This window comes from Micromonospora sp. WMMD736 (assembly GCF_049179015.1).
Taxonomy (GTDB): domain Bacteria; phylum Actinomycetota; class Actinomycetes; order Mycobacteriales; family Micromonosporaceae; genus Micromonospora.
The window spans coordinates 1561310-1584754 of sequence record NZ_JBMHMI010000001.1; the positions used below are offsets into that span (position 1 = coordinate 1561310).

The following is a 23445-nucleotide window of genomic DNA, read 5'->3' on the forward strand; positions in this document are numbered from 1 at the left end:
CAAGATCGCTAGTCTGCTGCGGTGATCCGTACCCTCGTCGTCGCTTCTCTCGTCCTGGCAGCCTGCTCGCCGACCGCTGCGCCCGACCCCGTGGCCAGCCCGACCAAAGCCTCGGACCCGCGCGCCGTGTCCGCCTGCCGGTACCTGGCAGACGCACTGAAAAAGAACGTCCTGCCCCCGTTCATGGACGCGAGCGCCGCGAATCACGCCGCCTACTCGACCGACCCGGACATCCGGGCGGCCGGTGAGCGGCTGGGACCGGCCGCCAAGGAGGTCGGCGACATCTATTTCCGTAAGGACCCCGCCATCGACACCGGGCCCGCGGACCTCCGCCTGGCCGAGGCGCGGCAGGGCATGCTCGCGGCGTGCACCAAGGTGTTCGGCGAGCCGCCGTGGGAGTTTGCCGGGCAGCCCACTCCCACGCCCAGCAGCTGACTGACCGACGTGGGCGGCAGGCGCTGCGGCAGGATCGCTACTCTGCTGCGGTGATCCGTACCCTCGTCGTCGCTTCTCTCGTCCTGGCGGGCTGCTCCCCCGCCGCGACGCCCGCGCCCGCCAACAGCCCCACCGCGCCCTCGGACGGGTATGCCGCCGGTGCCTGCGCCCGTCTGATCGGCGCCATGGCGCGCAAGGAACCCTCCCCTGCGGATGACCTGGGCACCGCCACCCGAGCGGTGTCGTCGACCGATCCTGGCATCCAGGAAGCCGGCAAGCAGCTCGCGTCCGCCGCCAAGGAAGCCGGCGACCTGTGGGTGCAGAACGATCCCACCGTCGACAAGGAGCCTGCCTACCGCCGCCTCGCCGACGCCCAGCAGGGGCTCCTCGCGGCGTGCACCAAGGTGTTCGGCGAGCCCCCGTGGGCGTTCGTCAAGCAACAGCCGACGCCGACCCCCAGCCGCTGACGGCGTGGGCCGGCACGGAGAACCGTGCCGGCCACGCCGTGGTGGTGGTTCAGCTCTGGTACGCCTCGACCTCCCAGAGGGAATGGCCGTAGCCGGTCCCCCGGGCCGTGCCGTAGATGCGCAGGTAGCGGCCGTTCGCGCCGAGGCCACTGTGCTCGTCCACGCCACCGTCGGCGCCGGTCACCGTCTTCACGGTGGTCCAGGTGGTGCCGTCGTTGGAGGTCTGGATCTGGTACGCGCTGCTGTACGCCGCCTCCCAGGCGAGCTTGACCCGCCCGATCGCGGTGGGGCTGCCCAGGTCGACGCGGATCCACTGCGGGTCGGAGAACGCGCTCGACCAGCGGGTGGTGAGGTTGCCGTCGACGGCCTGCGCGCCGGTCACGTCGGCCCCCTCGGTGCTGGACGTCGTCGTCGGCTTGTTGAGCAGCAGGTTGCCGCCGGTCGGGGTGCCGGTGCCGCCGTACACCTCGAACTCGTAGAGCGAGTAGCCCCACGCCGTACCGCGGGCGGTGCCGAGGAGCCGGACGTACCGGCCGGAGCCGGTGAGGCCGGTCAGGTCGTCCACCCCGCCGTCGCCGCCGGTCACCGTGCGGACCGTGGTGAAGGTGACGCCGTCGGTCGAGGTCTGGATCTGGTACGCGCTGCCGTACGCGGCCTCCCAGGTCAGCTTGACGCGGCTGAGGGCGTACGTCGCGCCGAGGTCCACGTCGATCCACTGCGGGTCGCCGAAGGCGCTGCCCCAACGGGTGCCGGCGACACCGTCGAACGCGTTGGCCGCGACGAACGCGCCCTCGTAGCTGGATGCGCGTGCCGGCTTGCCCTTGGCCAGGTTGGTGCCCGTGCCAGGGTCGGGGTCCGGGCCGGGTCCGCCGGGGCTGGTGGAGAGGGTGAACTCGTCGATGTCGAAGTACGGGCCGGTGCCCTTGAAGACCAGGTACAACGTCCGGGTGCCGGTCGGCGCGGTCACTCCGCCGGTGACGGTGGCGAAGTTCGCGTACCCGCCGGTGGAGGTGACCGTCGCGGAGCCGACCAACTGGCCGGTGGGTGAGTCGACGCGCAGTTCGAGCGTCCCGCCGCCGCCGGCCGGTGCGCCGACCCGGGCGCTGAACGACTGGATGCCGGTCAGGTTGTAGGGCCGGAACGAGATCCAGTCGTTGTTGTCGATGTAACCGACCGCTGCCCCGCCGTGCCCGGCCGCCCCGGCGACGATCTGGACGCCGGACGAGTCACCGAAGTGCTCGGCCTGGCGGACGCGGGGTTGCAGCACCGCCTGGGTGTGCGTGGTCAGTGCCGGCTGGCCGCCCCCGCCCAGGTCGGTGTACTCGGCGTCGATGATGCCGAAGATGTTCGCCGCGCTGTCGTGCTCGCCGTCGGCCGAGGTTTGGATGACCCCGGTGCAGCCCTGCACGCTGCCGAGTTGGTGGCCGTGCGAGTCGTGGCCGAGGACGTAGTTCACCTTCACCCGGGCGCAGTTGACGGTGCCGTCCTGGGCGTCGGTGACCGTGACGGAGAACGGGATCGCGTCCCCGAAGCTGAAGGTCTGCCCGTTCAACGGGGTGTTCACGGTGACCACCGGCGCGCTGTTGCCGACGGTGACGACCACGCTCGCGGTGGCGGTCTTGCCGGTGGTGTCCCGCACGGTCAGCGTCGGGCTGCGGGTGCCGTTGGTGGTGTAGGTGAAGCTCGGGTTCGCGGCGGTCGAGTCGGTGGTGCCGTTGTTGTCGAAGTCCCAGGCGTAGGTGAACGGGTCGCCGTCCGGGTCGAGAGTGCCGGCCGAGGAGAAGGCCACGGTCAGCGGCGCGGTGCCGCTGGTGGGGGTGGCGGTGACCTTCGGCACGGGTGCCCGGCCCTCGCGGGCGTACTCGATGCGGTAGAGCGCCGAGTTGGCGTCGCCGTTGAACCAGCCGGTGCCGTAGTCGAGCACGTAGAGCGCGCCGTCCGGGCCGAACTCCATGTCCATGACCTGCGTTCCGGTCCACGGGAACGGGTTGATCTTCAGGGGCTGACCGGTCGAGTCGAGCTTGACGTTCTTGATCCAGCGGCGGCCGAACTCGCCCGCGAAGAAGGTGCCGTCGTAGTACTGCGGGAACGCCACGGGCGAGGTGTTGTTCGGGTCGTACCGGTAGACCGGGCCGGCCATCGGCGACAGGCCACCGCCGGTGAACTCGGGCGGCGAGCCGGAACCGCCGTACGGGAGCCACGCCGGGATGGCCGGCGGGAGCTGGGTGATGCCGGTGTTGTTCGGCGAGTTGTTGACGGGTCCGCCGGCGCAGTTGAACTTGGCCCCGGACGGCCCGGACGGGAAGGTGTAGTCGTTGTAGGCGTCGTTGCGGGCGGTGCAGTACGGCCAGCCGTAGAAGCCGGGCCGGTCGATCCGGGCGAACTCGACGTTGCCCGCCGGCCCCCGGTTCGGGTCGGCGGTGCCCGCGTCGGGGCCGTAGTCGCCGAGGTAGACGATGCCGGTGGCCTTGTCCACGCTCATCCGGAACGGGTTGCGGAAGCCCATCGCGTAGATCTCGGGGCGCGTCCGCGCCGTGCCGGGCGCGAACATGTTGCCGGCCGGGATGGTGTAGCCGCCCGCCGCGCTCGGCTTGATGCGCAGCACCTTGCCCCGCAGGTCGTTGCTGTTGGCCGAGGTGCGCTGCGCGTCGAAGGCCGGGTTGCGACCGGACCGCTCGTCGATCGGGGTGAAGCCGGCCGAGTCGAACGGGTTGGTGTCGTCCCCGGTGGACAGGTAGAGGTTGCCGGCCGCGTCGAAGTCCATGTCGCCGCCGACGTGGCAGCACATGCCCCGGCTGGTGGGCACGTTGAGGATCAGCGTCTCGCTGGCCAGGTTGATGGTGTTGTCGGCGTTGACGGTGAAGCGGGACAACCGGTTGACGCCGTCCCAGACGGCGAAGTCGGCCGGCGTACCGGTGGCCGGCGCGCCGCCGCCGGGCGTGCTCAACGGGGGCGCGTAGTACGCGTACACCCAGCGGTTGGTGGCGAAGTTGGGGTCGGCCTTGATGCCCTGTAGGCCCTCCTCGTCGCCGGTGTAGACGGCGAGGGTGCCGGCGACCTTGGTGTTGCCGGCGGCGTCGGTGTGCCGGATCACGCCGTCGCGGGAGGTGTGCAGCACGCCCCGGTCGGGCAGGACGGTGAGGCTCATCGGCTCGCCCGTCTCGGCCGCGCCCTTGGCCAGCGCCACCTGCTGGAAGTTCGTGGTGACCGTCGGGCCGCAGTCGGCGGTGACCGCTCCGGCCGCGGTCTGGATGCCGCCGAGCAGGTGCTGTCGGAAGGCCGCGTCGGCGTAGGAGGCGTCGGTGTGGCCGAGGCCGGTGTACCAGGCCCGGCCGCCGGAGTAGTTCTGGCACCAGGAGATCGGGTGGTCGTACCCCATGCTGCCGCCGGTGTAGGTGCTCTCGTCGAGGGTGGCCAGCACGTGCACGGCGCCCCGGGGGTTGGCGCGGTAGTTGTACAGCTCGTCGAAGCGGCTCCACCGCTGCGGCAGCCCCTTGGTGGACGGGTGCACCTGGTCGGCGACCGTCACGGTGGCGGTCTGCTCGGCCGGATGCGAGGCGAAGTACGCGCCGACGAGCCCGCCGTACCACGGCCAGTCGTACTCGGTGTCCGAGGCGGAGTGCACGCCCACGTACCCGCCGCCGGCCGTGATGTAGCGCTCGAAGCTCGCCTGCTGGGCGGCGTTGAGCACGTCGCCGGTGGTGGACAGCCAGATCACCGCCGCGAACCGGGCGAGGTTGGCGTCGGTGAACTGGCCGGCGTCCTCGGTGGCCTCGACGGTGAAGCCGTTGGCCGCGCCGAGCTGCTGGATCGCCGCGATGCCCGGCGTGATGGAGCCGTGCCGGAATCCGGCGGTCTTGCTGAAGACCAGGACGGTGTACGGGGCGGCGCTGGCCGCGGGTGGCGTGGCGACGACGCCGCCCAACACGAGGATCGCGCTCAACACAGCGCCGAGCCATGCTCTCGGAGATCTGCGCACGGATAGGTCCTTTCGCGGACGACGTGCGCCGATCACGCCGGTGGTGGTGAGGTGCATGCATCGTTACGGGTCGATTACCACCGCGTCAAGGACTTCCGCACTATCCGAGAGAGCGTTATCTCGGCAGGTCAGGACGACTCCGGCAAGGAAGATCCAATTACGGTTTCCGGGTGGTTCCGTGCGGCGTCCCGCAACCGGCCCTGGGGCGTGTGTCAAAGTCCTCGGTCGAGCCGAGGCGGAGTCCAGGCGGCGGTCCGGCAAGGCGGAGATGGGCTCGGATACCGGTGTTGTATCCGAGCCCATCTCCAACGCCGCCGGCCGTCGTCTGGGCCCGCCGCAGGCCGGCCAGGGGCTTTGACACACGCCCTAGGTGACGCGGTAGGCGGTGTAGCGCACGCGGTCGGCCTCGCGGATCGCGGACGCCACGAAGATGCTCTGCTCCAGGACCGTCAGCGTGGGCACCGAGGTCTCCAGCCGTACGCCCAGGCGGAAGTAGTACTCGGCGGGGTCGACCGGCTCGCCGCGGAGCAACGCCTCGAGAATCTCCGGGCGTCCGCTGCGGACACCGAACGTACGGAGGTAGATGTGGCCCCCGTCGGCGGTGCGCGCCGAGTAGCGCGTGTCGATCTCGATGGCGCCGTCGGGGCGGACCACCTGCCAGTCGGCCCCACCGGGGAGGATCTCCGCCTCGAACAGGCCGGTGATCCGGCCGCCAACGATGGGCACGACGCGGCGGTGGCCCGCGCGGGTCACCCCGTGGTCCTCCAGCGCGCCGAGCCGGGCCGCCACCTCGAACGCGGCCTCCAGGCCGGGAACGGCGGGGGCGCTCACCGGGTCCCGCCCGGCGGCTCGACGGGGCGGCGGCGCGGTTGAGGCGTACTCATGGGGGGTCTTTGATCTGCGCGAGGGCGTCGCGGAGGCCCTCCAACGCGGGCACCGCGGCGGCGAGGGCCGCCCGGTCCGCCGCCGACAGGGTGGCCGCGGCGCGGGCGACCAGGTCCCCGCTCACGAGGTCGAAGCGGTCGAACAGGTCGAGGGCCTTCGGGGTGGCGAGGACCTCGACGTGGCGATGGTTACCGGGGCGGGGGCGGCGCTCGACGAGACCGTTGGCTTCCATCGTGCTGAGGAGGTTGCTGACCGTCGAGCGGCTCAGCCGGAGTCGTTCGGCCAGTTCACCGGGACCGGACACGGTGCCCCGGGGCAGCGCCCGCACGATCTCGATCTGCGCGTCCGGGATCTCCGGCAGGTGCTCGGCGGCCCGGGCGGCGGCGAGCAGCGTGCGGCGCAGCGGTGAGATCACCGACGCCAGTCGCGCCGCGTCCAGCTCGGTCGCCTCCGACCCGGTCACGGTAGAACGCCCGAAAAGACCGTCGGCGTCAGGGAGGGCCGTTCGTTGAGATCGGCGGGCAGGAAGCCGGCCGCCTTCTTGTACCCGGTGGCGATCTCGGTGAGCTCGTCCGGCGGGATGACGTCGTGAATGTGCGCGAACCCATCGGGGGCCCGCTCGTGGGCGAGCACCATCACCTGCTCCGGGCCCTGCCGCCGGTTGCTCAGCACGAGCGCGCTGGTCGCCGGCCGCCGGTCCGCCTCGTAGGCGTCGAGCGCCTGCCGGACCGTCGGGGCGGTGGCGAGGTGGAAGGCGAGCGTCCGGGCGTCCAGGATCGCCTGCGACGCCCCGTTGGAACCGTTGGGGTACATCGGGTGTGCCGCGTCGCCGAGCAGGGTCGTGTTGCCGTGGGTCCAGGTGTCGATCGGGTCCCGGTCCACCATGGGGTATTCGAGGATCTCGTCGGCGGCGGCCAGCAGCGCCGGCACGTCGAGCCACGGGAACCGCCAGCCGGCGAAGAGCGCGACGACCGGCGCGGGGTCGACCGCCCGGTTCCAGTCCGCGTTCGGCCCGGCGACACCGGGACCGCGCCGCTCGGCCACCACGTTGATCAGGCCGGGAGCGATCGGGTACGCGACGAACTTCTGCTCCGCGTCACCGGCCATGATCATGGTCCGTCCGTCCAGGAAGCCAGACGCCCGCACCGCTCCCCGCCACAGCGTCAGCCCGTTCCAGAGCGGCGCTCCCTCGCCGGGATGATGCTGCCGGCGCAGCGCGGAGTGGATGCCGTCCGCTCCGACGATCAGGTCACCCGCGACGCGGACCTCCCCGGCCGCCGTCGCGAAGCGGGCGACGCCGTCCTGCACGTCGACGAGCCGGTGACCGGTGTGGACCGCGTCGGCACCCAGCCGGTCCCGCACCACGGCGAGGAGTTCCAGCTGGAACCGGCCGCGGTGCACGGAGAGCTGCGGCCAGCGGTATCCGGCGTCCAGCCCGCGTGGCTCGTGCCAGATCTGCTGTCCGTGCCGGTTGTAGTAGGCCAGCGTGCCGGGCGGGACGCCCAGCGCCGCCACGCGCTCCCCGAGGCCCAGCTCGGTCAGTTCGCGGACCGCGTGCGGTAGGAGGTTGATGCCGACGCCGAGCGGGCGCAGCGCGGCGGCGCGCTCGTAGACGGCGATGTCCCGGAACCCGGCCTGGTGCAGGCTGAGCGCGGCGGTGAGGCCGCCGATTCCGGCGCCCACGATCACGATCGCCACATCGTCGCTCCCTCCCCGGCCGCCCAACCAACCGCACAGTTTGGTCACAAAATTGTGGCTCGTCAAGACGTTTCTCAATGGAATCTTTCGCTCAGCGTCACGCTGTCAATCGCACCGCCACAAACGATATTTGCATTCTTGACAATCAATCTCGGGTGCATGACGCTGATCGACGCCCGGAAGCACCAGCGCTGCGCACGGAAGGGCTCGTCCATGAAGAAGGTCACCGCCCTCGCTGTTCTCGCCGGCCTCACGATCGCCCTGACCGGTTGCACGGATTCGGACGCCACCGATCCGGCGCCAGGAACCAGCGGCGATCTGCGGAAGGTCCGGGTGGCGGCGCTGCCCATCAGCGAGACCGCCGCGTTGTGGGCCGGCATCAAGGCCGGCATCTTCCGGGAACAGGGGCTCGACGTGGAGGTGCTGCCCGCCCAGGGCGGCGCGCAGGCCATCCCGGCCCTGATCAACGGCGACATCGACTTCGCCATCGGTCAGCCGTTCGGCCCGTTCCGCGCCGACCTGCAGGACCTCGGCGTCGTGATCGTCGGAAACTACGCCTCGTCCTATGCCGACGGTGACGACATCAACGCCGTGGTGGCCTCGCCGAGGTCCGGCATCACCCGGCCGGCCCAGCTCGCCGGCCGTAAGGTGTCGGTCAACAGCCTGGGCGCCGCCGGGGACGTCACCATCATGGCGGCGGTCGAGAAGGACGGCGGTGACCCCACCAAGGTCCAGTTCGTCGAGGTCGCCTTCCCGGACGCGCCGGCCCAACTCGCGGCCGGCAACATCGACGCCGCCTGGGTGACCGAGCCGTTCATCACCCAGCTGCGCAAACGCGGCGACGCGGTGGTCGTCGAGCCGTACCAGGCCACCGTCCCGGGCCTGACCACCCTCACCACGATCACGTCGAGCAAGCTGAAGGAGTCCGACGCCGCGCTGGTCACGGCCTTCTCGTCAGCCATGAGGAAGACGCTCACCTGGGCCAACGACCCGGCCAACGAGAGGAACCTCCGGCAGGCCATCAAGGACAACCTCCAGCTACCGGAGGCGGTCGCGGACTCCGTGCGGCTGCCCGCGTTCGGCTGGGAGCTCGACCGGGCGGGCCTGGAGCAACTGGCCACCCTGGCGCAGAAATACCGGGTCCTCGACCGGCGGCCCGACCTCGACCGCCTCATCCAGCAGCAGTAGCCCGCCGTGCGCAAGGTCCTGCTGGGCGCCACCGGCCTACTGGGGTTCCTCGTGGTCTGGCAACTGGTCCCGACACTGGGACTGGTCGACCCGCAGTACCTGCCGTACGCCACGGACGTGCTCGGGTGGCTCATCCAGGAGCTTCGCGACCTGGCGTTCTGGCGACGACTCTCGCTGACCATGACGTCGTGGGCGATCGGCCTGACGTTGGCGACGGTCGCGGCCGTCGTCCTGGGCACCGGGATCGGGCTGGTGCCGGTCCTGCGCCGCGCGACGCACACCATTGTCGAGTTCCTGCGACCGGTGCCGTCGGTCGCGCTGATCCCGCTGGCCGTGCTGATGTTCGGCCTGCAACTGCGCGCCGCGCTGGTCATCGTCGTCTACGCCGCGTTCTGGCAGGTGTTCGTGCAGGTGATCTACGGAGTCGCGGACGTCGACACGGTCGCCCGGGACACCGCTCGCAGCTTCGGCCTCACCCGCCGCGAGCGGCTGAGGTACCTCGTCCTGCCGACCGCCCTGCCGTACCTGATGACCGGTCTGCGGCTCGCCGCGGCGGTCGCCCTCATCCTGGCCGTCACCGCGGAGATGGTGATCGGCAACCCCGGCCTCGGGCGCATGATCGAGCTGTCCCGCTCCGCCGGGGACGCGGTCGGCCTGTACGGCCTCGTCGTGGTCACCGGGCTGCTCGGCGTGCTGGTGAACGTCGTGTTCCGGTTCGTCGAGCGTCGCTCGCTGGCCTGGCACCAGTCGGTGCTCGCGGACGAGGCGGCCCGATGACGGCCGCCGGCGCGGGAGCGGCCCGGCCGCGCGGCCCGATCCTGCGGGCCGCCGAGACCGTCCTGTTCGCGCTCGGGCTTCCCGCGCTGACCGTGCTGCTCTGGGGCGTCTGGTCGACCGGATCGACGAACCGGTTCTTCGTCGGCCCGCTCACCATCCTCGACGCGTTCCGGCGGACCTGGGTCGGCCCGGCGTTCGTCGACGACGTCCTGCCGAGCCTGTACCGGCTGGCCGTCGGCCTGGTCGCGTCGATCCTGCTCGGCGTCGCCGCCGGAGTCGTCATCGGCCGGCTCCGCCCGCTGCGCGAACTGCTCGAACCGCTGCTGGAGTTCTTCCGCGCGATCCCGCCGCCGGTGCTGATCCCGGTCGGGATGCTCGTGCTCGGCATCACCGACACGATGCGGGTCGTCGTCATCGTGTCCGGCGCCGTGTGGCCGATCCTGCTGAACACGATCGAAGGCGTCCGGTCCACCGACAGCGTCATGCGGGACACCGCCGACGCGTTCCGGATCACCCGGTGGGAGCGGCTGTGGCTGCTGGTGCTGCCCGCGGCGAGCCCGCGCATCATGGCCGGCGTACGGCAGGCGCTCTCGGTGTCCCTGATCCTCATGGTGATCTCGGAGATGTTCGCGTCGTCCGCCGGCCTCGGCTACCGGATCGCCTACTTCCAGCGGAACTACCTGGTCGCCGAGATGTGGAGCGGCATCCTCCTGCTCGGCCTCATCGGCGTCCTGCTCGCGGTGGCCTTCGGCTTCGTCGAGCGCCGGGTCCTGCGCTGGTACCACGCGATGAAGGAGGTCAGCCGTGCCTGACGCCACCCCGCTGCTGCGGGTCGAGCACCTGCGGAAGGTCTATCCCTCCGCCCGGGGCGAGGTCGAGGCGATCGGCGATCTGAGCTTCAGCATGCGTCCCGGGGAACTGGTGTGCGTCGTCGGTCCCTCCGGGTGCGGCAAGACCACCCTCCTGAAATGCCTCGCCGGCCTGCTCCGGCCCACCAGCGGCCTCGTCGAGATGGAGGGGTCGCCGGTGACCGGCCCCAGCCCCGCGATGGCCGTGGTCTTCCAGGAGTACGGCCGCAGCCTCTACCCGTGGCTGACCGTCCGGGGCAACGTCGAGCTGCCGCTCCGCCACAAGAAGCTCTCCCGCGCCGAACGCGGCCGGCTGGTCACCGACGCCCTCGACGCGGTCGGCCTGGCGCAGTCGGCGGGTAGCCATCCGTGGCAGCTCTCCGGCGGGATGCAGCAACGGGTGGCGATCGCGCGGGCCATCGCGTACCAGCCCGAGGTGCTGATCATGGACGAGCCGTTCGCCGCGGTCGACGCGCAGACCCGCGCGGACCTGGAGGACCTCGTCCGCGAACTGCACCGCACCCGCCGGATCTCGACGATCTTCGTCACCCACGACATCGACGAGTCGGTGTACTTGGGCGAACGCGTGCTCGTCCTGTCCAACTCCCCCACCCGGGTGCAGGAGGACCTGGCGATCGACCTCCCGCCGGAGCGCGACCAGCTCACCACCCGGGCCCTGCCCCGCTTCACCGAGCTGCGCACCCACGTCTACGAGCAGATCCAGCGGGCCAAGCGCGGACCGGTCCCACCGGAACCAACCCGTGACCGGGGGTTGGGTGCGGACCTCCTATAGTCACGCGGTGGGCACCGAGCGGGTGCGGCAGGCGTACGGCGCGGTCGCGGATCTGTACATCGAGCTGTTCGGCACGCGTGAGCAGGTGCACCCCGACGACCTCGCCTTCATCGGTCGGCACCTGGCGGGTCGCCCCGGTCCGGTGCTCGACCTGGGCTGCGGCCCCGGCCACCTCACCGACCACCTGCGGTCGCTGGGCGCCGACGCGACCGGCATCGACATCGTCCCCGAGTTCATCGACCACGCCCGCGCGACCCATCCCGGCGGCAGCTACCGCCTCGGGTCGTTGGACGACCTCGACGTGGCCGACCACAGCCTCACCGGCATCCTGGCCTGGTACTCGCTGATCCACCTACCGCCGGAGCGCCTCGACGGCGTACTGACGACATTCCGACGGGCCCTGGCCCCGTCCGGGGCGTTGGTGCTGGGCCTCTTCTCCGGTGACGAGGTCGACGCCTTCGACCACAAGGTGACCACCGCCTACCGCTGGCCGGTCGACGAGATCTCGGCGCGGCTGACGAGGGCCGGCTTCACCGAGGTCGAGCGGCTGGAACGCCCCGACGGCGGCCCGCACCGGCCGCACTACGCCATCGCGGCCACCGCCGTCGACGGGGTCTGACCGTCCGCGCGCAGCGGACACCGGCAGGAACGCTCAGCCGACGCTAAGACCGCCCTCAAGGCCCGTTCGTAGCGTGTGCGGGCATGGCGACACCACCCGTAACACCACCGACGACCGCCTGGTTGAGCTGCGTCGCGTCCCGCCCGGCCGCCCGCCTGCGGCTCGTGTGCCTGCCGTACGCCGGAGCCGGCGGCGGCGCGTACCGGCCGTGGGCCGCCGTGCTGGGCGACGCCGTGGAGGTGTGGACCGCGCAGTTGCCGGGTCGTGAGCGGCGGCTGTCCGAGGAACCCCTGCACACGATGGACGACCTGGTACCGCCGCTGGTCGAGGCGATCGCCGCGCGGGTGCCGACGCCGTTCGCGATCTTCGGGCACAGCATGGGCGGCCTGATCGGGTACGAGGTGGCTACCCGCCTGGTCGCCCGGGGTGGCCCGACGCCGCAGCGGCTGGTGGTGTCCGCGGCCCGTCCGCCGCGTGACGCCGCGCCGCTCGGTACGGCGCACCGCCTCGACGACGCCGCACTGACCCGCTGGTTGGTCGACCTGGGCGGCATCCCCGACGAGGTGCTCGCCGATCCCGGCCTGCTGGAACTGATCCTGCCCACCGTGCGGGCCGACCTGAACGTGGTCGCGTCGTACCGGCCGACGACCGTGCCGCCGCTGCCGCTGCCCGTGGACGCGGTGGCGGCGGCCGACGACCCCCTGGTCAGCCCGGACGAGGTGGCCGGCTGGGCGGCCTGCACCGCCGCCGCTTTCTCGCTGACCGTCGTGCCGGGCGGTCATCTCTACCTGCACGACACGCCTCCCCCGCTGTCCCGCCTGCTCGACGGCGGGCCGGCCGCCGACCGCGCGTACGTCGAAGGGGCCACCCGATGACCCAGGACCTGCACCCGGACCTCGCCGACCTCACCCCCGAGCAGCGGGAACTGCTGGCCCTGCGACTGCGCCATGCCCGGGCCGGCCGCGCGGACCCGACGCCGTCGGCCCCACCTGCGAAGGCGAGCTACCCGCTCTCCTACACGCAGGAGCAGCTCTGGTTCCTGGACCGGTTGGAGCCCGGCACGCCCGTCTACAACGTGCCCTTCGCCGAGCGGATCAGCGGTCCGCTCGACGTCGCGGCGCTGCACCGGGCGGTCAACGCGGTGGTGGCCCGGCACGACGCGCTGCGGGTCGTCTTCGCGACCGTCGACGGCGTGGTCACCCAGCGGGTGTCGGACGCCCTGGAGGTGCCGCTGCCGCTGCTCGACCTCACCGGGCTGCCGCCGTCGGAGCGGGCGGCGGCGGCCGAGCGGGAGATCGCGGCGCACGCGGCGGTCCGCTTCGACCTGACCAGCGGGCCCCTGCTCGCGGCCCGGCTGGTCGCCCTCGCGGACGACGAGCACCTGTTGCTGGTGACCGCGCACCACATCGTCTTCGACGCCTGGTCGGCGGGGGTGTTCGTCGAGGAGGTGGTGCGCTGGTACGGCGAGTTCGCCGGGGACGTCCCGGCGGGGTTGCCCGCGCTGCCCACCCGGTTCGTGGCGCACGTCGCCGCCCGCCGCCAGCCGGAGGCCGAACGGGAGCTGGCGGGTCACCTGGCGCACTGGCGGGAACGGCTCGCCTCGGCACCGGCCCGGTCCACGCTGCCACCGGACCGACCCCGGCCGCCGGTGCAGACCCACCGGGGCCGGAGCGTGCCCTTCACCGTCGACGCCGACCTGACCGACGCCCTCGGCGGGCTGGCCCGCCGCGCCGGGGCCACCGTCAACGCGGTGGTCCTCGCCGGGCTGACCGCCCTGCTGCGCCACGCCACCGGCCAGGAGGACCTGCTGCTCGGGATGCCCGCCGCCGGCCGGGCGAGCACCGATCTGGAGCCGCTGATCGGCTGCTTCGCCACCATGCTGGTGCTGCGGGTGGACACCGGCGGCGACCCGAGCGTCCGCGACCTCGTCCGCCGGGTGCACCGCACGGTCAGCGAGGCGTACGCCCACCAGGAGGCCCCGTACGCGCGGGTGGTGGAGGAGGTCCGCCCGGTCCGCGACCCCAGCGTGAACCCGCTCTTCCAGGTGTTGGCGACCATGACCGACGGCGGCGTACGGCAGCGGCAGGCCGCCGGGGCGACGTTCCACCCGGTACCGGCGGAGAGCGGCCTGACGGACTTCGACCTCTTCGTCAGCCTGACCGTCGACGGGGACCGGATCGACGGCGCGGTCGACTTCAACGCCGACCTGTACCTCGACGAGACGATCGCCGCGACCGTGGGCCGGCTGCCGGAACTGTTGCGCGCCCTGGTGGACGACCCGGACCGCCCGCTGTCGGAGGTGCCCGGGCTGCGCCGGCAGCGGATCGCCCTGGCGGCCACCTTCACCGTGGACCCGCTGCGCGACCCGGTGGAGTTCTGGCTGCGCTTCCTGCGCGTACCCGCGTCGGTGGAGCTGGTCGGGTACGGCCAGCTGGTGCCCCACCTGCTGGCCGGGCCGACGGTCGACGCCACGGTCTGCCTGCTGCGCTTCGAGGACTGGCTGCGTCGGCAGGAGCACACCGCCGGGGCCCTCGACGCGGCGATGGGCGACCTCGACGCGGCGGTGGCGGCGTACCGGCGGCGGACGGACGCGCCGCTGCTGCTGGTGGTCTGTCCCGCGTCGCCGCGCGCCGCCGACCAGCGGTACGGCCGGCTCGACGACCGGCTGGCCGCGCTGGCGGCGCGTACGCCGGGGGTGCACGCGGTGTGGGCCGCCGACCAGGCCGGCGCCTACCCGGTCGGCGAGGTGGACGACGAGCGCGCCGACGAGTTGGGCCACGTGCCGTACACCGGGGAGTACTTCGCGGCGCTGGGCACGATCGTGCTGCGCGAGCTGCGGCGGCTCGCCGGTCAGCCGCGCCGCCTCGTGCTGGTCGACGGCGAACGGTTGCCGGTCGACCGGCTCGCCGACGCGCTGCCCGGTCACGAGGTGCGGGCGTACACGGCGGAGGCGCTCGCCGCCGCCGACCCGGCCACCACGGCGGTGCTCGACACCGACCCGCACGCCGTGGCGACGCTGCGGGGCGACCACCCGGGCGTGCTGACGCTGACCGTGCCCGCCGGGTGGGAGGACCTGCGTCGGCTGCTCGCGCACGTCTGGCCGCTGGACCCGCCCGCGCCGGCCGGCATCACGAGCGGGCTGCACACGCCGATCGGGTCCGAGCGTGCCGCGTACGTCGTCGAGGAGCTGAGCACCGCCGCGGCGGTCGCCGAGCGCAGCCGGCCGACGCCCGTGCGCACCGCCGGAGACGAGGAGGTCGTCGCGCCGCGCACCCCCACCGAGGAGCGGCTCGCCGGTCTGTGGGCCGTCGCGCTCGGCGTCGAACAGGTCGGCGTGACGAGCGACTTCTTCGGCCTCGGTGGACACTCGCTGCTCGCCACCGGTCTGCTCTCGCAGGTGCAGGCCGAGTTCGGCCGGGAGGTGTCGCTCTACACCCTGTTCACCAACCCGACGGTGGCCGGGCTCGCCGCCGTGCTGGACGCCGATGAGGACGCCACCGCGCTCGCCCCGCTCACCCCCGCCCCGGCGGGTACGCCGGCCGTGGCGTCCTCGGCGCAGGTCCGGCTCTGGGCGCTCGACCAACTCGACGACGACGTGGTGCGGCACAACACCACGGCCGCCGTCGAGCTGCGCGGCGACCTCGACACGACCGCGCTGCGGCGGGCGTTCGACGACGTGCTGGCCCGGCACGAGGTGTTGCGGACCACCTTCCGGGGCCGCGACGGCGAACCCGAACCGGTGCTGCACCCGCACGTCGACCCGTGGTTGGAGACGCTGGACCTGACCACGCTGCCGGCGGCGAAGCAGGCCCGCGCGCTGCGTCGGGCGGCCGCCGAGCTGGCTGCGCACCGGTACGACCTGGCGGCCGGGCCGCTGGTGCGCGCCCGCCTGCTGCGGCTACCCGACCAGCGCTGGCACCTGCTGCTCGGCATGCACCACATCGTCTGCGACAACACCTCGTGGAGCATCCTGCTCGACGACCTCGCCGCCCGGTACGCCCACCACGCCACCGGCGTCGACCGGCCACTGCCGCCGCTGCCGGTGCAGTTCACCGACTACGCCCGGTACCAGCGGGACTGGTTGGCGTCCGACGCCGTCGAGCCGCACCTGGCGTACTGGCGTACACGGCTGGCCGACGCGCCGCCGCTGCTGGACCTGCCCACCGACCATCCCCGCCCCGACGAGTCCTCGGACATCGCCGGCTACCAGGCCCAGCGGCTGGGCGCGGGGCTCGGCGCGGCCGTGCGCGAGCTGGCCCGGGCGGAGGGGGTCACCCCGTTCGCCGTGCTGCTGGCCGGCTTCGCGGCCCTGCTGCACACCGAGAGCGGGCAAGGCGACCTGGTACTCGGCACACCCACCGCCGGCCGGGAACGCACCGAACTAGCCCCGCTGATCGGGTGCTTCGCCGACCTGCTACCGCTGCGGGTGGACGCGGCGGGACGGCCCACGTTCCGCCAGCTCGTGACCCGCGCCTACCGCACCGCCCGGGAGGCGTACCGGCACCAGGGGTTGCCGTTCGCGACCATCGTGGAGGCGTTGCGGCTGCCCCGGCAGGCCGCGTACCACCCGCTGTTCCAGTGCGTGCTGAACGTCCTCGACGGGGCTGACGAGCTGCCGGAGTTCGCCGGCCTGGCCGCCACGCCGGCCGAGGTGCCGAGCGTCGGCGTCGACTTCGACCTCTTCCTCAGCGTCACCTGGCAGGGCGACGACCTGCACGCCGACCTGGCGTACCGGGCCGACCTGTTCACCCCGGAGCGGATGGTGCGGCTGTTGACCGGCCTCGCGAAGGTGCTCGACGACGGGGTGCGGCGACCGGACGCGCCGATCGGCGGAGTGCGCCGTGCGCCGACGTCCCGGCGGCCGGCGCCGCCCGCGCCCCGGCTGGTGGTCGGCGGCACCGTCGAGGTGCCGCGGCTCGCGGAGACCGTCCGCTTCTGGACCGGGCTGCTCGGCCTGCCGCACACCCTGGAACAGGTCGCGCCGGGCGCGCTGCTGCGGCTGCTGCGCGACCCGGCCGCCGGCCTGGCGACCGGCCGGCGCGACCGCAACGCGCTGGTCCTGCGCTGGGAGGACCGGCTCGCACCTGGTCCGCTCGCGGCGGGCATCGTCGGGCTGCGCGACTTTCACGCCGAGCTGCTGGCGGCCCTGGACGTGCACCGGTCGCACAGCGCGGCGGCGCTCACGATCGCGGTCTGCCCGCCGTCGCCGTCGTACCGGACGTCGCCGTACACCGCCGTCTTCGCGGAACTGACGACGCGGCTGGCCCAGGCCCGGCCGGACGTCGACGTCGTCGCGATCGAGGCGTGGGCGCGGCGCTACCGGATTCCGGAACTGCCGGGCGACGCCTGGTCGCCGGAGCTGGCGGCGGTCACCGCGACGGTGCTGGTGCGGCGGGCGGTACGGCACCCGGCGCTGCGCCGGCTGGTCGTACCGGCCGGGCCGCCGCACCGCCAGGCGGAGCTGGCGCGGCTGCTCGCGGCCCAGGCCCGCGCCGGGCGCGAGGTCGTGCTCACCACGACGCCGCAGCGCGCCGAGCTGTCCGCGCTGGTCACCGCCGGGATCATCGGGTACGCCCCGACCCCCGCCACCGACGCGGCCACCCTGCTCCTGCATCCGGACTCCGTACTCGCGCCGCCCGACGTCGCGGCGCTGCCCGTCGACGAGCGGGTCGGGCCGGTGGAGGTGCTGCGCGGTCTCTGGTCGCTCGACGCCGGGACCACCGTGGACGGCGACGCGCCCGTCGACCGGATTCCCGCCGCGCTGCTGACCGAGGTGGCCACCGAGTTGGCTGATGCGGCGGCGGTGCGCGGCGCGGTCACCGACGGGTACCGGCGCTCGGCCGACCGGGCCGCCGCCGCGCCCCGCACCGAGCGGGAACGACAGCTCGTGGCGATCTGGTCGGAGCTGCTGCGCACCAACCAGCTCGGCATCACCGACGACTTCTTCGCCTCCGGGGGCGACTCGCTGCTCGCGATGCAGCTCGTGGCCCGCTGCGCGGCCGCCGACATCCACCTCACCCCCCGACAGCTCGTCCGCCACCCCACGGTCGCCGAGCTGGCCGCGAGCCTCGGGGAGACGACGCCGACGCCTGCCGCCGAGCAGGGCGAGGTGCACGGCGACGCCCCGCTGACCGGCGCGCAGCGCTGGTTCACCGACGTCATCGGCCCCAGCATGGGTCGGCCCGCCCTGTTCAACCATCCGTACTACCTCCAGCTGGCCCGGCCACTTCCGACCGAGAAGGTCCGCGAGGCGGTACGGCGGCTGGTGGCCCAGCACGACGCGCTGCGGCTGCGGCTGACCCGGCAGGCGGACGGGAGCTGGCGTCAGCACCACGCCGACCCGGCCGACGCCGTGCCGTTCGTCAGCCACGACCTGACCGGCCTGGGTGTCGACGAGCGGGAGGCGGCGGTCGAGGCGCACTGCGCCGAGGCGCAGACCGGTCTGGACCTCACGGCCGGCCCGCTGGCCCGGGTGGCGCACTTCCGGCTCGGCCCGGAGCTGCCCGACCGACTCCTGCTCGTCAACCACCACCTGGTCGTCGACGCGGTCTCCCGGGGCGTCCTGCTGGCCGATCTGGAGACGCTCTGCGACCAGCTCGAACGGGGTGTCGCGCCGGCGTTGCCCGCCAAGACCACGTCGTACCGGGACTGGGCGCGGCGACTGGCCGGGTACGCGGGCTCGCCGGAGCTGCGCGCGCAGCTGCCGTTCTGGCTGGCGCAGGCCGACGAGGGGGTGCTGACCCGGTTGGCCGACGAGCCGTCCGCCGCGCCGTTCCGCCTCGGTGACCTGGGCCTGGCCACCGTGACCCTGGACGAGGCCGCGACCCGGGGGCTGCACGCCGCCGCCCGTCGGCTGCGCGCCAGCGTGCGGGACCTGCTGGTGTGGGCGGTGGTGGACACCGTCGCGGCGCGTACCGGCGGCGCGGTCACCGTCGCCACGACCGGTCACGGCCGGGAACCGCTCTTCGACGACGTCGACGTCAGCCGCACGACGGGCTGGTTCCAGGTGCTCTACCCGCTGCGCCTGGAGCTACCCGCGACTGCCGACGCGACCCGCTCGGTCCGCTCGGTGATCCGCCAGCTCGGCCGGGTCCCGGACAACGGCATCGGGTACGCGCTGCTGCGGCACCTCTGCCCCGACGACGACGTGCGCGCCCGGCTGGCCGCCACCGCGCCGCCGATGGTGGCGGTCAACTACATGGGCGGGTACGGCTTCGACGACGTCGCCCCGGCCAACCACCTCCTCGACGTCTGCGCGGCGCCGTTCGGCCCGACCGAGGACCCCGACGGGCACTGGCCCTTCCCCTTCGACGTGACGGGGTCGCTCACCGGCCCCGAGCTGCGCGTCGAGCTGAGCTACGCCACTCCGGCCTTCCGGCCGGAGACCGCTGAGAACCTGCTCGACGGCATCCGGCACGGCCTGTTGCGCCTGGCCGGACGCCCCGGGCAACCGCCACGGCAGTAGGAGGAGACCCCATGGCGTTCCGACGCCCGTCCCGGTTCGCCGGGTTCACCACGATCTGGTTCGGCCAGCTGCTGTCGGCGCTCGGCACCCGGATGACGAACTTCGCCCTGAGCATCTGGGTGTGGGACGCCACCGGCCGGGCCTTCGACCTGACCATGCTGATGGCGTTCGCGTTCGGCGCGACAGTCATCTTCAGCCCGATCGCCGGCGCGCTCGTCGACCGGTGGGGACGACGACTGACCATCGTGCTCAGTGACGTCGGCTCGGCGGTCACCACGGCCGTCGTGCTGCTGTTGTTCCTCAGCGGCTCGGTCGAGGTGTGGCACCTCTACCTGGTCAACCTGGTCACGGGCGCGTTCCTCGCGTTCCAGCTCCCGGCGTACCAGGCGACCATCACGGTGATGATGGAGAAGGGCCAGTACCCGAGGGCCAACGCGATGATGTTCGCGGTCCGGACCATCCCGGTGATCTTCGCGCCCGGCTTCGCCGCCGCGCTGCTCGGCCTGATGGACATCAAGGTCATCCTGCTCATCGACGCGCTGTCCTACGTGGTGGCGATCGGCGCGGTGCTGCTGGTGCAGCTCCCACCCGTGCCGCGCTCGACGCAGCCGGAGGAGGGCGGCTTCTGGTACGACACGATCTACGGCTTCCGCTACATCCTGACCAGCCGGGCGTTCACCGGGCTGGAGGCGATCATGTTCGCCATCAACGTGCTCGCCGCGGTCGGCTTCGCCCTGCTGGTGCCGCAGATCCTGGCCCGCACCGACAGCAGCACCAACGCGGTCGGTCTGGTGCAGACCATCGGCGCGGTGGGCGGTGTGGCCGGCGCGCTGCTGCTCGGGCTGCTGCCCAACACCCGCCACAAGATCCGCCGGATGCTCATCGCCATCCTGGTCTTCAGCGTGCTCGGCCGGATCGTCTACGGCGTCGGGGACAGCATCATCGTCTGGTCCGTGGCCCTGCTCTTCCTGCACCTGTCCATCCCGTTCATCGACGGGTACGCCCAGTCGGTGTGGCAGGAGAAGGTCGAGCCGTCCCACCAGGGCCGGGTCTTCGCCGCCCGCCAGTTCATCGAGGACCTGGCGTACCCCGGCGGCACCGCCCTGGCGGGTATCGCCGCGGACCGCTGGTTCGAGCCGATGATGCGCGAGGGCGGCCCCGGCGTGCCGTACTTCGGGTGGCTGGTGGGCAGCGGACCGGGCGCCGGGATGGGCCTGATCTTCGTGATCGTCGGGGTGTTCGGCATCGGCGTCGCGGCGGCCGGGTTCTTCTCGCCGAGCGTCCGCCGGATGGAGGTCGACCTGCCCGACTACGACGAGCCGACCGACCCGCCGGCCCCGCTGCCGTCGCCGACCGGCACCGACGAGCTGACCGACGACCGCGCGGTGGTGGCGAAGTGACGCTGACCGAGGTGGTGGCCGGGGTCCTGGAGGTGGACCCGGCCGAGGTGACCGACGAGTCCGGGCCGGAGACCATCGGCACCTGGACCAGCCTGCGCCACCTGCAACTGGTGGTGACCCTGGAGGAGGTCTACGGGCTCTCCTTCGCCTTCGACGAGATCCGCGACGTGCGCAGCGTCGGCGAGCTGCGGACCGTGCTGCGCGCCAAGGGCACGGAGACGCGATGAGCGGCGTTCTGTTCACCCGACGCACCCGCTGGCAGGCGCTCATCCGCCAGCGGCCGGTCCCGGCGCTGCGCGTCGCCCTGCTGGCCAGCTACACGGCGGACCCGCTGGTGCCGTACCTGGGCCTGGACCTGCACGAGCGCGGTCTACCCGCCGCGCTCACCGTCGGTCCGTTCCAGCAGGTCGTGCAGCAGTGCCTGGCCACCGACGGCTTCCTCGCCGACGTCCGGCCGGACGTGCTGGTGGTGGCGCAACGCCTCGAGGAGGCGGGCGAACCCGGCCCGGCCGGCGCCGCGTGGGCGGCGGAGCTGCTGGCCGGGGCCGAGGCGGCCGTCACCGCCGCGCACCGGCACGGCGCCCTGCTGGTGTACGTGCTGCCGGCCGTCCCCACCGACCGCCCGGCCGGGACGGCCGACGCGATGCACGCCGACGGGGTGGCCGCCAGCGCCACCGTCGTACGGCAACGCCTGCGCGACCGGCTGGCCGGCGACCCGGGGGTGCTGCTCGTCGACGCCGACGAGGCGGTGCGCGCCGTCGGCGACGAGCACGCGTACCACCCGGTGCTGTTCCGCCTCGCCAAGGTGCCGTACACCGAGGAGGTGTTCGCCCGGCTCGGGGCGACCGCCGCCGCGCTGGTGGCGGCCTGGTTCGGCACGGGCTGCCGGGCGCTGGTCGTCGACGGCGACGGGCTGACCGGCGCGGCGCACCTGCTGCCGGCCGTGCGCGAGCTGCGCGCCGCCGGCGTACGGGTGGCGTTGCGGTCCACCGGCGACGACTGGTGGTCGAACGGTGACGCCGTCGACCTCCTGGGCGTGCTCGACGGCTGGGTCACCGACGACCGGCCACTGGACGACCAGCTCGCGGAGATCGCCGCGGAGCTGGACGTCGTACCGGCGCAGCTCGTCCTGGTCGGCGTCAGCCAGGGCGAGGCGGGCGCCGGCCCGGCGGGCGCGGAAGCCGTCGCGGCGGAAGCCGTCGCGGGGCCGCCGCGACGGGTGACTTTCGGGGTCGACCCGACGGCGTGGTCAGACGAGTTGCGGGCGGCGCGGTTGACCGACCGGCTGCCGGAGCGGCGGTGGACCGGCGGCGGAACCGGACCCCTCGCCGCGCCCGTCGAGCTGTCCCTGGACGACTTCGTGGCCGGGCTGGACGTGCGGGTGGAGTACCGGCCGGTGGCCGCCGACGCTGTCGCCGAGGTCGCCGAGGTGGTGGCCCGCGCGCACGACTTCGCCCTCGCCCCGGCGCCACCGGCTGCCGCGTTGGCGCAGCGGGCCGCCGACCTGCTGGCGATCCGGGTTCGTGACCGGCTCGGCGACTACGGCACCTCGGGCCTGGTCGCGCTGGACCGGAGCGCCGACCGCTGGACGGTCGACGTCTTCTCGCTCTCCTGCCCCGTGCTGGGCAAGGGCGTCGAGGCGGCCGTGCTGCGCGAGCTGACCCGCCGGGCCGGCGCGGCGGGAGCGGACGAGGTGGTCGTGCGGTGGACCGACACGGGCCGCAACGGCACGGCCCGGCGCTTCCTGTCCGAGGTGGACGCGGCGGCGTCCGCCGATCCACGGGTCCGGCTGCGCGCCGCCCGCGCGAGCGACGACCAGAGCACGGGGGTACGGGCATGAGCGCGCCGCCGGTCGGCGTCGGGGTGGCCGCCCTGGCGCACGTCCTCGGCGAGCCGGTCGACGTGGCGGCGGCCGCGGCCGCGTACACCAAGGATCTTGATCGTCTGCGGTCCTGGGAGTACCGGACCTTCCACCGGGCCGGGCCCGGCGTGGGGGTGACCGACCTGGCGGTGGTGGCCGGCGGCACGGCCCTGGACCGGGCCGGGCTGTCCGCCGCCGACGTGGACCTCGTCGTGCTCGCCATCCCCGACCTGGCCGAACACCTCTACTGGGATCCCGCCGCGCACACCCAGGCCCGCCTCGGCGCGCACCGGGCCGAAGCGGTGCTGCTCAACCAGGCGTGCGGCGGCGGGGTGGCCGCGTTCGACACGGTGGCCGGCCGGTTCGCCACCCACCCCGGCTACCGGACGGCGCTGGTGATCGGCGCGAACCGGGTGTGCGAGCCCTACTGGAACCGGATGGAGGTGAACACCAGCGTCTTCTCCGACGGCGCGGCGGCGGCCGTGCTGGTCCGCGACCACGACCGGTGCCGCTGGCTGGCCACCGAGACGATCACCGACGGCCGGTACGCGGGTTTCATGCGGATGCCCGTCGGCGGCGCCGCCCAGCCGTTCACGCCGGACGCCGGCACCCCCCGCGTCGGTGACCCGGCCGACCGGCTCAACGAGTTCTTCGCCGGTGACGTCCGGCGGATGTTCCAGTTCGTGGCGACCATCCGCGAACGCAACCGGCAGGTGGTGGAGACCGCCTGCGAGCGGGCCGGCGTCACGCTCGCCGACGTCCGCCGGTTCGTGCACTTCCACGACAACGCCCGGCAGTTCGCCGAACTGGCCAAGGACCTCGGCGTGGACCTGGACCGGACGAACGTCGAGCTGGCCCTCGCGCACGGTCACATCGGCTGCGCCGACCAGCTCATCGGCCTGGAACGCCACCTCGACAGCGGCGAGGTGACCACCGGCGACCTGGTCGCCCTGACCAGCACCGGCAGCGGCATGCACTGGGTCTGCACCCTGCTGCGGGTCTGACCGGCCGCCACCCCACCCACGGGAAG

General features: G+C 73.2%; 17 protein-coding genes. 13 read left to right on the forward strand and 4 right to left on the reverse strand.

What is annotated here, in order from left to right:
- Positions 1-21 precede the first annotated feature (21 nt).
- Together ACN269_RS06850 and ACN269_RS06855 are read left to right on the forward strand one after the other, a co-directional pair.
- Positions 22-435, forward strand: a complete 414-nt coding sequence (locus ACN269_RS06850) for a hypothetical protein (RefSeq protein ID WP_421471607.1) — start codon at positions 22-24, stop codon at positions 433-435.
- A 50-nt stretch (positions 436-485) separates the two neighbouring features.
- On the forward strand, positions 486-902 hold the full coding sequence (locus tag ACN269_RS06855; protein ID WP_421471608.1) for a hypothetical protein: 417 nt from the start codon (positions 486-488) through the stop codon (positions 900-902).
- A gap of 49 nt (positions 903-951) precedes the next feature.
- Here the strand turns inward: ACN269_RS06855 and ACN269_RS06860 are convergent, their stop codons facing one another.
- The 4 genes from ACN269_RS06860 to ACN269_RS06875 form a co-directional block, all read right to left on the reverse strand.
- A complete protein-coding gene (locus ACN269_RS06860; RefSeq protein ID WP_421471609.1) occupies positions 952-4881 on the reverse strand; it encodes a ThuA domain-containing protein in 3930 nt (1309 codons plus the stop codon).
- Positions 4882-5247: 366 nt separating this feature from the next.
- Positions 5248-5712: a DUF3237 family protein gene (locus ACN269_RS06865; RefSeq protein WP_421471610.1), complete on the reverse strand. Its 465-nt coding sequence runs from the start codon at positions 5710-5712 to the stop codon at positions 5248-5250.
- A 49-nt stretch (positions 5713-5761) separates the two neighbouring features.
- Positions 5762-6229 (reverse strand): MarR family winged helix-turn-helix transcriptional regulator, encoded by a 468-nt coding sequence (locus ACN269_RS06870; protein ID WP_421471611.1) that lies wholly within the window; start codon positions 6227-6229, stop codon positions 5762-5764.
- Positions 6226-7464, reverse strand: a complete 1239-nt coding sequence (locus tag ACN269_RS06875) for a flavin-dependent oxidoreductase (protein WP_421471612.1) — start codon at positions 7462-7464, stop codon at positions 6226-6228. The genes ACN269_RS06870 and ACN269_RS06875 overlap by 4 nt, the downstream gene beginning before the upstream one ends.
- A gap of 159 nt (positions 7465-7623) precedes the next feature.
- On the opposite strand from ACN269_RS06875, the gene ACN269_RS06880 reads away from it, so the two are divergent.
- From ACN269_RS06880 to ACN269_RS06930, 11 genes are all read left to right on the forward strand, one after another.
- Positions 7624-8652, forward strand: coding sequence for an ABC transporter substrate-binding protein (locus tag ACN269_RS06880; protein WP_421471613.1), 1029 nt, complete (start codon positions 7624-7626; stop codon positions 8650-8652).
- 6 nt (positions 8653-8658) lie between these two features.
- Positions 8659-9429 carry an ABC transporter permease gene (locus tag ACN269_RS06885; protein ID WP_421471614.1) on the forward strand — a complete coding sequence of 257 codons (771 nt, stop codon included), beginning with the start codon at positions 8659-8661 and terminating at the stop codon, positions 9427-9429.
- The gene (locus ACN269_RS06890) at positions 9426-10241 is read left to right on the forward strand and encodes an ABC transporter permease (protein WP_421471615.1); all 816 of its coding nucleotides are present in this window, start codon (positions 9426-9428) and stop codon (positions 10239-10241) included. The genes ACN269_RS06885 and ACN269_RS06890 overlap by 4 nt, the downstream gene beginning before the upstream one ends.
- Positions 10234-11070, forward strand: coding sequence for an ABC transporter ATP-binding protein (locus tag ACN269_RS06895; protein WP_421471616.1), 837 nt, complete (start codon positions 10234-10236; stop codon positions 11068-11070). Before ACN269_RS06890 ends, ACN269_RS06895 begins: the two co-directional genes overlap by 8 nt.
- Before the next feature lie 7 nt (positions 11071-11077).
- Positions 11078-11689: a class I SAM-dependent DNA methyltransferase gene (locus tag ACN269_RS06900; protein WP_421471617.1), complete on the forward strand. Its 612-nt coding sequence runs from the start codon at positions 11078-11080 to the stop codon at positions 11687-11689.
- A gap of 83 nt (positions 11690-11772) precedes the next feature.
- On the forward strand, positions 11773-12564 hold the full coding sequence (locus ACN269_RS06905; RefSeq protein ID WP_421471618.1) for a thioesterase II family protein: 792 nt from the start codon (positions 11773-11775) through the stop codon (positions 12562-12564).
- On the forward strand, positions 12561-19154 hold the full coding sequence (locus ACN269_RS06910) for a condensation domain-containing protein (protein WP_421471619.1): 6594 nt from the start codon (positions 12561-12563) through the stop codon (positions 19152-19154). Before ACN269_RS06905 ends, ACN269_RS06910 begins: the two co-directional genes overlap by 4 nt.
- 11 nt (positions 19155-19165) lie before the next feature.
- The gene (locus ACN269_RS06915; protein ID WP_421471620.1) at positions 19166-20554 is read left to right on the forward strand and encodes an MFS transporter; all 1389 of its coding nucleotides are present in this window, start codon (positions 19166-19168) and stop codon (positions 20552-20554) included.
- Positions 20551-20781, forward strand: a complete 231-nt coding sequence (locus ACN269_RS06920) for an acyl carrier protein (RefSeq protein WP_355048096.1) — start codon at positions 20551-20553, stop codon at positions 20779-20781. Before ACN269_RS06915 ends, ACN269_RS06920 begins: the two co-directional genes overlap by 4 nt.
- A complete protein-coding gene (locus ACN269_RS06925) occupies positions 20778-22394 on the forward strand; it encodes a hypothetical protein (protein WP_421471621.1) in 1617 nt (538 codons plus the stop codon). The genes ACN269_RS06920 and ACN269_RS06925 overlap by 4 nt, the downstream gene beginning before the upstream one ends.
- Positions 22391-23419 (forward strand): 3-oxoacyl-ACP synthase III family protein, encoded by a 1029-nt coding sequence (locus tag ACN269_RS06930; protein ID WP_421471622.1) that lies wholly within the window; start codon positions 22391-22393, stop codon positions 23417-23419. The genes ACN269_RS06925 and ACN269_RS06930 overlap by 4 nt, the downstream gene beginning before the upstream one ends.
- Positions 23420-23445 lie beyond the last annotated feature (26 nt).

Coding starts and splice junctions, on each gene's coding strand:
- ACN269_RS06880 (WP_421471613.1), top strand. CDS start 7,624: ATGACGCTGATCGACGCCCGGAAGCACCAGCGCTGCGCACGGAAGGGC.
- ACN269_RS06915 (WP_421471620.1), top strand. CDS start 19,166: ATGGCGTTCCGACGCCCGTCCCGGTTCGCCGGGTTCACCACGATCTGG.
- ACN269_RS06925 (WP_421471621.1), top strand. CDS start 20,778: ATGAGCGGCGTTCTGTTCACCCGACGCACCCGCTGGCAGGCGCTCATC.
- ACN269_RS06910 (WP_421471619.1), top strand. CDS start 12,561: ATGACCCAGGACCTGCACCCGGACCTCGCCGACCTCACCCCCGAGCAG.
- ACN269_RS06890 (WP_421471615.1), top strand. CDS start 9,426: ATGACGGCCGCCGGCGCGGGAGCGGCCCGGCCGCGCGGCCCGATCCTG.
- ACN269_RS06905 (WP_421471618.1), top strand. CDS start 11,773: ATGGCGACACCACCCGTAACACCACCGACGACCGCCTGGTTGAGCTGC.
- ACN269_RS06930 (WP_421471622.1), top strand. CDS start 22,391: ATGAGCGCGCCGCCGGTCGGCGTCGGGGTGGCCGCCCTGGCGCACGTC.